This window comes from Falsibacillus pallidus (genome assembly GCF_003350505.1).
In the GTDB taxonomy this organism is placed as follows: domain Bacteria; phylum Bacillota; class Bacilli; order Bacillales; family DSM-25281; genus Falsibacillus; species Falsibacillus pallidus.
Window position 1 is genome coordinate 73,477 of sequence record NZ_QQAY01000014.1, and the last position, 8,191, is coordinate 81,667.

Genomic DNA, 8,191 nt, shown 5'->3' on the forward strand with positions numbered 1-8,191 from the left:
ACTAGAGACGGATTTTCCCCTGATATATTTTGTCAGTTATTTTCCTCCAACCTCTTCAACCATGCAGTAACCACAACGGCGCCTGCAACCATAATGGCTCCGACCCACGGTGTATGGATGATGCCGATGGAATCTACTATCAATCCGCCAACAAAGGAGCCGATGGCAATCCCGATATTAAAGGCAGCGATATTCAAAGCAGATGCTACGTTGACAGCTGATGGGACATATTTTTCTGCTAAATTCACGACGAGCAATTGCAGGCCAGGTACGTTCATGAAAGCGAACAAGCCCATCATGAAAATGGTTGCCAGCCCAAGTGCTTTAAATGGTGCGGTAAAAGTAAGAATTAATAAGATGATGGCCTGGAAAATAAACATCCACATCAAAGCTTTCAATGGATTTTTATCGGATGCTTTCCCTCCCACGACGTTTCCGATTGCTACGGCAATTCCATAAACGAGCAATATGATGCTGACCCATTTGGAACTGAAGCCTGTTACGTCTTGCAGAAGTGGTGTTAAATACGTGAAGGAGACAAACGTACCTCCATATCCTAATGCTGTGATGCCAAAGGCAAGCAATAGTTTTCCGTTTCTTAGGATCTTCAGCTGCTCGCTGAATTTTGCCGGTGGGGCTTCTTTTAAATTTTTCGGCACAAGAATGGAGCTTGCAATAATTCCAACTAGTCCAAGTGCCGCAACTCCCCAGAATGTAGCTCTCCAGCCGAATACTTGTCCGATGAATGTCCCGAAAGGAACCCCTGTAACGGTTGCGACCGTCAACCCGGTGAACATAAAGGCGATGGCGCTCGCACGTTTATTGGCGGGGACTAAATCCGCTGCGATCGTTGACCCTATGGAAAAGAATATTCCGTGTGAAAACGCAGTGACGAACCGTGCAGCCAGCAGCAATCCGAAACTTGATGACATCGCTGCAATTGAATTGCCGGCAATGAATAAAATCATCAATGACATGAGCAATGTTTTTCTGCTCATTTTATTCGTCAAAGCTGTCAGGATTGGTGCTCCAAACGCGACTCCAAGTGCGTATCCGGAGATCAAAAGCCCTGCTAGAGTAATGGAAATGGATAGATCATCTGCAATGGATGAGAGAAGGCCGACAGGGACAAATTCAGTGGTCCCGATCCCGAATGCACTAATGGCCAAGGCCAGCAGTGCGGGAGTCCCGCCTTTTGTTTTTGTTTGATTGATTGCTTGTGTATGTGAACTCATTTGAGCATTCCTCCTTGTTTGTCCTGAATAAGCGAAGGCGCCTTTCACTTATGATGAAGTTCATTATGAACTGTTGACTCCCATATAGGAACTACGCACTTTAAAGTAATGTAGTTACTATTTAGTGCCTATATTACTTTTCTGATGTATAATCTCCTTTTTGCTATACATCGAATTGCGTCTGTCTGTTCTCGATTATGCACCGTTTGATTCTTTTTAAAAAGTACGCACTTTCCAGTAATATAGGCACTTGCAGGTAACAATTGCGGAGGATGGGGCTTTAAATGTCCATGAAAAACAAAAAAACCGATTCCCATTTGTAGAAATAGGGATCGGTTCTAGCGATTTTTATATATCTTCTAGCAAATATTCATTAGGTTCTAGCGAATTTTTTATATCTTCTAGCAAATTTACATCAGGTTCTAGCAATTCCCCAGATGTTCATGGCCACCCATTACTTCTTCGGGAAGCTTTCCGCCCCAAAGTACCGCTCTTTCAAAATCATACAATGATGCAATTCATGGCCAGCAATGATCCAGGCAAGCGCCTTTACCGTAACAGGGGCACCATTTGCTGTCCCGCTGCGCTCCCACGCTTCTTCATCCAAGTTTTCCAACAGGGAAATAGTCGATGAACGGACGGCCGCTAAGTTTTCTAAAAGTGCAGGAATGGATTGCCGGTCAAATCTAGCTCTCGCCACATATTCGTTTTCATCAAACCCAGGCAGCTCCGATGATTCACCCCGTGCAAAACTCATCAAACGGAAGTTCATCACTCGCTCCGTGTCGGCCATATGGCCAATGACTTCTTTAATGGACCATTTGCCATCTCCATAGCGGTATGCACCCTGCTCTTCAGAAAGGTCCTTCAGCAGCCCTACTGTCACTTGAATTTGATTAGACAAAACTTCCTCTATCTCTCCCGCTTCCACTCGCTCAATATAAGTGGAGTAATACGGTATGTAATCTCCCGAGACTGGTGGTTTGTTCATATTAGTCTCCTCCTTTATTTTGCAGATACAATTTCTAATCCATTTGGATCGGATTTTCTTAAACCGTCCAATCCTGAAATATATGCTCTGTTTAACTGCACATTTCCTGTCTGAGTAATGTTTATTTTTCCTGCATGCCTGTTCAATAAATAGGAAAGCGACTCTTCTGCGTCAGGTTGATTCACAGACAAATCCAATTGCTCAATTGCAGAATTGCCCTCTTCAACAAATTCCATATTTGTCTGCAGTTCAATTTTAAAGCCGTAGGGCGTTTCTATAAACGTTCTGCGTTCGTTTGAACGATGCCCCCAATTCAACTCGCCTGCTCTATTGATGATCCCATTTTTCTCTTCTTCAGAAACCAAAATTCCAATATGGTCAAAGACAGGCCTCTTCCCATACCCGAAAGTAATATTGACGCGCCCTTTTCTTAGTTCAATGATGCGGAAAAGGACCTTTTTATCCCTGAAATCATCCCAGGTCAATGGAGGGTCAAAGGGTTGAAACTCCCCCTCATACCTCCCTATCCTCTGATGTACCTGAAAACCTTCCTGTACATAAAACTTCTCGGTCTCTTCTAAATACGGCGTCCAAAAATGGTAATGAAATAACATCCTATTTCCCCCTCATCCATACCATTTATCCTAATCGTAACCTTCCGAACCATTATATACATTAGCCATCCGCCGCATTTTCTCTACGACATTAGTCGCATAAAAGGGAGGAATATCCAAAAATTTGTCGAATACATTATTTTAAATTAAGGGGGAAATGCCATGAAACTAAATAGCTTAATCAAAGAAAATATAACAGTGAAATTCGTCAATGGGGAAACTATTACGGGTGAATTATCCTATGTTGACCCTGAAATGAACTCCATTACACTCGACTTAAATACACACGATATTATCATACCGATGACTTCTGTTTTATTTGTGAAAGAGGAATTCTAAAGCACTCATCAAAGAGTGCTTTATCCTTTCGCATTCCCCAAGCCGCGCCCGATAAAATTCGCCGATACGGGTTTTTTTCCAAGTTCTCTTGCCCACACGGATATTTGCCCGATGTGGTGAATTTCATGTGCAATGGTATGGCGCATGATTTCTCCCCAAGTGTATCTCTCTTCCCACTCAATCCCTTCTACATCCGGGACGACATTGTCTTCATAGCGGTCTTCCCAATTCTGTACGAACGCCGAAACCTCCTGATGGAAGACAGCATCAAGTTCCCGGACCCTTTCCAACGTATTGTACTCCTCGAATTTCTCCTGAAAATCCGGCTTGCCATGCATGATGCGGATCCAGCTCCACTCTACATCAATAATATGAAAAAGAGTTTCCAAGATGCCGCCCACGCCGCCCGTTCTTTTTTTCAGCAGCTCTTCTTCCGGAACGCCTTCACACCATTGATACCAATCATGACGAACCTGCCAATTATAGAGGAACAATTCTTTCACTTCGCTTCATCCCCTTTTTTACTTATAAACTATCTTACTTATTCCAACACCAGAACCCTAATCCCTTCAAGGAAATCTTATTTTTGCATATCAATGACAAAAGGACTATCTTTAGGGTAGAAACAGCAAGGAGGTATGACAATGGATGTTACCGCTTATCTTAAAAAAATTGGAATGACTGCTATTCCTGCCCCTACTCTCGAAAACCTTAAATATATACAAGAATCTCATATGCTTCATATCCCATTTGAAAATCTGAACATCCTCAATTCCCATCCCATCGTCTTGGAAATTGAAAAGCTTTATCAAAAAATCATCACAGCCAGCCGCGGCGGCATATGTTTTGAACTGAATGCACTTTATCAATGGCTCCTTCAACAGCTCGGCTACAAAAGTTTCCTGATCTCGGCGACTGTTGCAAAAGGCGATGGAGAATGGAACAAGCTCGATACCCATATGTCAGTCATTGCAGAAATAGATGGCCAGCTATATTTAACGGATGTCGGCTTCGGCGATGCTTCGCTCCATCCAATACCTGTCGAAGGGCAGGCAGTACAAGCCCCCAATAACGTTTATCGGATCAGGCAGACAGAATCCCTCTATTATTTAGAAGAATATAGAGAAGACGTCTGGATCATTAAGCATCGATTCACATTGGAGCCGAGGAATTTGGCATATTTCCATTCAAGAAATCAATTCATCCAGTTCGATGAGGCATCTCCATTCAATAAATCCCGGCTGATCACAAAGGCAACTCCTAACGGGAGGATCACATTGACTGACCACCAGATGACCATAACCGAAAATGGGGAAAAATTGATTTCACCAAGCACTCCGGATAACTTTGAGAATCTGTTGAGCAAACACTTCTAATATCCGCTGCGCTTAAAATCTATCAAATTTGTAACATTTTTCATTTTCATTGCGTCTAATCTATAGAGCCTAATAGGTTCAAATCAATAAATAAAGGATTGACTTGATGAATACTCCCAATCGAGAAACACGATTCAGCAAGAAAAAAAGAAGCAAGCTCCGCATTGTCCTTTATACGCTTTTGACGGTATTTATCCTGTTTATGGGCACCGCTGCGTATGCCTATTGGAACTATAAAACCGCACTAAAATCAGCCAGCACCGGAACAAACACAGTCAGTGAACCGGTAGAATTTAATGGTGTTGAAAATAACTTTGGGAAAATCAATGTGCTATTACTGGGGATAGACTCGCGTGGAGAAAAAAATTCCCGTACAGATACCATCATGGTGGCGCAGTATGACCAAGATACAAAGAAATCGAAGCTTGTTTCAATCATGAGGGATTCCTATGTAGACATTCCTGGGTATGATGAAAAAAACAGGGTGAACGCCGCGTATTCCTATGGCGGACCGGAGCTTTTGAGGAAAACATTAAAAGAGAATTTCGATATCGATGTTCAATACTATGCTTTGATTGATTTTAAAGGATTTGCAAAAGTCATTGATGAAGTCTTTCCTGAAGGGGTTCAAATCGATGTGGAGAAGAAAATGTCACACGGACTAGGTTTGACGCTTCAGCCAGGCAAGCAAATGCTTCACGGAAAAGAACTGTTGGGATACGTCCGCTTCCGCTATGATGCCATCAGTGATTTCGGCCGGATTCAGCGACAGCAAAAAGTCTTACAGATTCTTTCCGACAAAATAACAAGTGCAGCAGGCATCATGAAAATCCCGAGTATGATCGGGACTGTCCAGCCGTACATCGAAACCAACCTGCCAAAATCCTTGCTGTTTTCAGTGGCTACCTCCTTTTTAGGCGACAAGGAACGGAATTTTGAAACATTAAGGATTCCAGAGAATAATGGTTTTACCAATGAAAAAATATCGATTAACGGAGAGTTGAGCGACGTTTTAGTCCTTTCACCGGAAAATCTTCAAAAAAACACGGTGGCACTCGATCGATTCCTGAACAATTAAAGTCCAGCCAAAATTGGCCGGACTTTTTTCATTTAGGCTGTTTTCGTAAACATTGTTGTTAAAATCTGAATGCCGATTTTAACGTCAAAATACTTTTTTTACGCGTTGAAATGGAGTATCCAGGCTCTTTTCTAGCTGAATTCCCTGCATAGATTACACAAGTTATCCTGTATTAATGCAACAAACTTTGAGAAAAGAGCCTTTATTTATAAAATGATTTCCGTTTCTTTTTCTTCAGCAGATCGCCGGTCCATCCCTTCTGCTGCAGGAATAGGTAGATAAGGACGGTCAATGCAAAGATCAAGACCAGTGAAGCAGCGTATCCATACTTCCAATCCAGTTCCGGCATATGCTTGAAGTTCATTCCCCAAATGGCGCCAAGAGCTGTCATTGGTGTAAATATAGTGGTGAAAATGGTCAGGGCTTTGGTGATTTCGTTGCCTCGATAGGAACTGACGACTTCCTCCGAATGATAGAGGTTTTCGATTTCTTCTTCATACCCTGCAATTAGCGTGCTCCCTCTTTTGACTCTTCTCGCGGTCCGTTCGTGGCCGACCCTATCGCCCGACTCAATTAAAAAAGCTTCTTCCACAGCAAATTGATTCTCTTTCACCGAATGAATCAATCCCTTTAACACAAGGAGTTCATGCCGATGCTTATGGATCTGTTCTAAAATATGCGTCCCATTATCGTTGTAAAACTTCCAGATGAGCTCTCTCAGCTTTGTTTCAAATTCATCAATTCCGTATAGAAACTCATTCATCAACTCTCCCTGCAAAATAAAGAAAGCATCGATGGCATCTTCAGCTGATTTTACCAATCGGAGAATTTGATCCATGCTGGTCTTTTGGATGAGCGCTGGATTGAGATTGACGGTTACAAGCGTATTGCGGGTAAGATAAAAATGCAGGATGGTGAAATCATCTTTTTCATGCAGGTCTTGGCGGTACACAAAAGAGCCGAAAAGACATTCCTGCCCACTGACTTCTGTCACCATTCGGAGGTCATTCCTATCAGCAATGCCTATTCCATCAAACCATTCCCGGCATCTGCGCCAATGCATAGGATCAATATAATCCCGGCATTTTTCTTTTTCATCCACATCCAAGCGGATCCACGTCCACTCATTCCCTCGAAAAGTGTTCATCTCTAACCATCCTTTTCCCATTTCGCTGCTGTCCATTATTATTCTTTTTTAATACCCTAAAGATTCCCTGCGTAGACAGTTTCCAAAATAAAAAAGAACCCGTTGAAGGGTCCTTTACTTTACAATTCTTTCGGCTTTCTTGGACTGCTGACATCCAAGACATCCAGAAAGAATACAAAAATCGGGATTCCGACGATCAATCCCCATATTCCAAAAATGTGTTCAGAGAAAATCAGCACAATGAACGTATAGAATACAGGTAGATTCGTCTTGGATGACATCAAATTAGGGTTGAGGATATAAGTTTCAACCGCATGGACAATCATGATGGCAATCACAATGTAAGCGACTTTTACGATGCCCCCTATGCTGAAGGCAATGATGCACAATGGAATCAAGGAAATGATGACCCCTGCAACAGGGATGATCCCCAGAACCAGTATCATGATTGACAGCCCCACCAGCTGTGGGAAGCCCAATATCCATAAAGCAATGGTCGTCAGGATGCAGTTGACTAAAGCAATGATGATCTGCGCCTCGATGACCTTTCCAAATGTACCTGCAAATTTCCCTGCAAAAAAAGCAATTTCCTTATATACTGGCGCCATTTTGCTGTATTTGAACTTATCGGTAAACCGGATGATGCGCGGCTTCTCCAGCATATAAAATAAACTGAGCAGCAAGGCCAAGAGTATTTGAAGCCCGACACGGCTCACATCTGAGAAATATTTGATCAAGAATGTAAATCCTTGTTCCATATAGCCGGACACCTTTGTAGCCTCTACCTTTTGCAAGAAATAATTCAACCAGCCATAGTCATCAGGGACGTTTGAATAAAAATCTGTAAGCTGCTTGATCAGCAGTCGAATCTCATTGATAACAAGCGGCAGATATTTAATGAATACGAAAGAAAGCAGCCCGACAATAAAGGTGTACAAAATAATCACAAGCAATGTCCGGTTGATCGAAATCTTTCTCATGATGGAGTTCACTAAACGATCCATTAAAAAGGAAAAGATAAACGTAAACAATATTAAATTGATCATGTCTTTTAACAGATATAACACCAGAGCCATCGCCAAAAAGATCAAAATTCTTTTGAACGTATTGCTTTGGAAGAATCGATTGAATGTATTCACCAGATGCTCCTCATCCCATTCCGCAAAAATTTATTTATTAATATAAGTATACGATTTGTGGGATGAAAAAAAAAACTACTTCGCAATATTTTTTATGAAAAAAATCAAATAGGTACAAGGGGACAGGTTCCTTGTCCCATCAATTGGGACGAGGAACCTGTCCCCATAGCCGTCAAGTTAACAAGAAAAAATAGGTACGTAAACCAGTGATAGTAAGAAAACCCTATGACTATTCAAAATTTTTCCATATATAGACGACTTGAATGAAAGCT

General features: G+C 42.0%; 9 protein-coding genes. 3 read left to right on the forward strand and 6 right to left on the reverse strand.

Translation table 11 applies throughout. The features are described 5' to 3' along the window. Positions 1-32: 32 nt before the first annotated feature. From DFR59_RS16150 to DFR59_RS16160, 3 genes are all read right to left on the reverse strand, one after another. Complete coding sequence (locus DFR59_RS16150; RefSeq protein ID WP_114746695.1) at positions 33-1,235, reverse strand: MFS transporter; 1,203 nt, start codon at positions 1,233-1,235, stop codon at positions 33-35. 454 nt (positions 1,236-1,689) lie between these two features. Beyond that, complete coding sequence (locus DFR59_RS16155; protein ID WP_114746696.1) at positions 1,690-2,226, reverse strand: DinB family protein; 537 nt, start codon at positions 2,224-2,226, stop codon at positions 1,690-1,692. A gap of 14 nt (positions 2,227-2,240) precedes the next feature. After that, a complete protein-coding gene (locus tag DFR59_RS16160; RefSeq protein ID WP_114746697.1) occupies positions 2,241-2,840 on the reverse strand; it encodes a hypothetical protein in 600 nt (199 codons plus the stop codon). Positions 2,841-3,002: 162 nt separating this feature from the next. Between DFR59_RS16160 and DFR59_RS16165 the strand changes: the two genes are divergently transcribed. Beyond that, entirely contained in the window at positions 3,003-3,179 is a 177-nt protein-coding gene (locus tag DFR59_RS16165) for an LSM domain-containing protein (RefSeq protein ID WP_114746698.1), read from the forward strand. A gap of 20 nt (positions 3,180-3,199) precedes the next feature. On the opposite strand, the gene DFR59_RS16170 is transcribed toward DFR59_RS16165, so the two are convergent. Next, on the reverse strand, positions 3,200-3,682 hold the full coding sequence (locus DFR59_RS16170) for a DinB family protein (RefSeq protein ID WP_114746699.1): 483 nt from the start codon (positions 3,680-3,682) through the stop codon (positions 3,200-3,202). 141 nt (positions 3,683-3,823) lie between these two features. Here DFR59_RS16170 and DFR59_RS16175 point away from each other — a divergent pair, with 141 nt between their 5' ends. Further along, positions 3,824-4,555 (forward strand): arylamine N-acetyltransferase family protein, encoded by a 732-nt coding sequence (locus DFR59_RS16175; RefSeq protein ID WP_158538424.1) that lies wholly within the window; start codon positions 3,824-3,826, stop codon positions 4,553-4,555. Positions 4,556-4,661: 106 nt separating this feature from the next. After that, positions 4,662-5,633: an LCP family protein gene (locus tag DFR59_RS16180; protein ID WP_114746701.1), complete on the forward strand. Its 972-nt coding sequence runs from the start codon at positions 4,662-4,664 to the stop codon at positions 5,631-5,633. Between the two features lie 202 nt (positions 5,634-5,835). Here the strand turns inward: DFR59_RS16180 and DFR59_RS16185 are convergent, their stop codons facing one another. Both DFR59_RS16185 and DFR59_RS16190 read right to left on the reverse strand, forming a co-directional pair. Then, on the reverse strand, positions 5,836-6,780 hold the full coding sequence (locus DFR59_RS16185) for a magnesium transporter CorA family protein (protein ID WP_158538425.1): 945 nt from the start codon (positions 6,778-6,780) through the stop codon (positions 5,836-5,838). Positions 6,781-6,899: 119 nt separating this feature from the next. Next, positions 6,900-7,919, reverse strand: a complete 1,020-nt coding sequence (locus tag DFR59_RS16190; RefSeq protein ID WP_114746703.1) for an AI-2E family transporter — start codon at positions 7,917-7,919, stop codon at positions 6,900-6,902. Positions 7,920-8,191 lie beyond the last annotated feature (272 nt).

What these genes read in the sequence shown, in the direction of transcription:
- DFR59_RS16150 (WP_114746695.1), bottom strand. Translation starts at nt 1,235, where the DNA reads ATGAGTTCACATACACAAGCAATCAATCAAACAAAAACAAAAGGCGGG.
- DFR59_RS16155 (WP_114746696.1), bottom strand. Translation starts at nt 2,226, where the DNA reads ATGAACAAACCACCAGTCTCGGGAGATTACATACCGTATTACTCCACT.
- DFR59_RS16160 (WP_114746697.1), bottom strand. Translation starts at nt 2,840, where the DNA reads ATGTTATTTCATTACCATTTTTGGACGCCGTATTTAGAAGAGACCGAG.
- DFR59_RS16165 (WP_114746698.1), top strand. Translation starts at nt 3,003, where the DNA reads ATGAAACTAAATAGCTTAATCAAAGAAAATATAACAGTGAAATTCGTC.
- DFR59_RS16175 (WP_158538424.1), top strand. Translation starts at nt 3,824, where the DNA reads ATGGATGTTACCGCTTATCTTAAAAAAATTGGAATGACTGCTATTCCT.
- DFR59_RS16180 (WP_114746701.1), top strand. Translation starts at nt 4,662, where the DNA reads ATGAATACTCCCAATCGAGAAACACGATTCAGCAAGAAAAAAAGAAGC.
- DFR59_RS16185 (WP_158538425.1), bottom strand. Translation starts at nt 6,780, where the DNA reads ATGAACACTTTTCGAGGGAATGAGTGGACGTGGATCCGCTTGGATGTG.